Origin of the sequence: uncultured Aquimarina sp., from assembly GCF_947495315.1 — a bacterium.
In the GTDB taxonomy this organism is placed as follows: domain Bacteria; phylum Bacteroidota; class Bacteroidia; order Flavobacteriales; family Flavobacteriaceae; genus Aquimarina.
In genome coordinates this window covers 1-461 of sequence record NZ_CANLYD010000049.1, presented here as the reverse complement: position 1 = coordinate 461, position 461 = coordinate 1, and the positions used below count along the sequence as shown (strand labels likewise).

1 protein-coding gene is annotated in these 461 nt (G+C 28.0%); it reads left to right on the top strand.

The genetic code is table 11. The features are described 5' to 3' along the window. The coding region (locus tag Q0910_RS28540) for a hypothetical protein (RefSeq protein WP_299224252.1) at positions 1–461 on the top strand (461 nt) is incomplete at both ends.

The window sequence follows — 461 nt, the reverse complement described above, 5'->3', positions numbered from 1 at the left end:
AAGGTTGATATTTGTGATAAAGTAACAAATTTTGGTGTTCAACTGGAAGACTTGAAAATAAAAACATTTGTTTTTGGTGAGTGTAATGTTACATTTCTACATAAATTATCTTCTAACGAAATAGATCTAAATAAAAATGGAGATGTTCTAATTCAAATGCCAAATACATATGACGGATTTATTGTAACTAAAATTGACAGCATTCCGAATTGGTTTGAAAAACATTATCCAATTAAACACAATTTACATTCAAATGTTATACGCCTATCGTGGGGAAGCGATGTCAATCAAAAATTGATAAAAAAAGCTATTGAAAACATAGCAGATGGTTATTTAATGAGCTTGAATAAGAAATCAATTATGAGTTTTAATAAGGAATTATGTGAACTATCAGAAAGAGAAACGGATAAATTAAAAACAGAAAATCCGTTTGAACTTGAATTAAGACGTGTTTCTTCTTC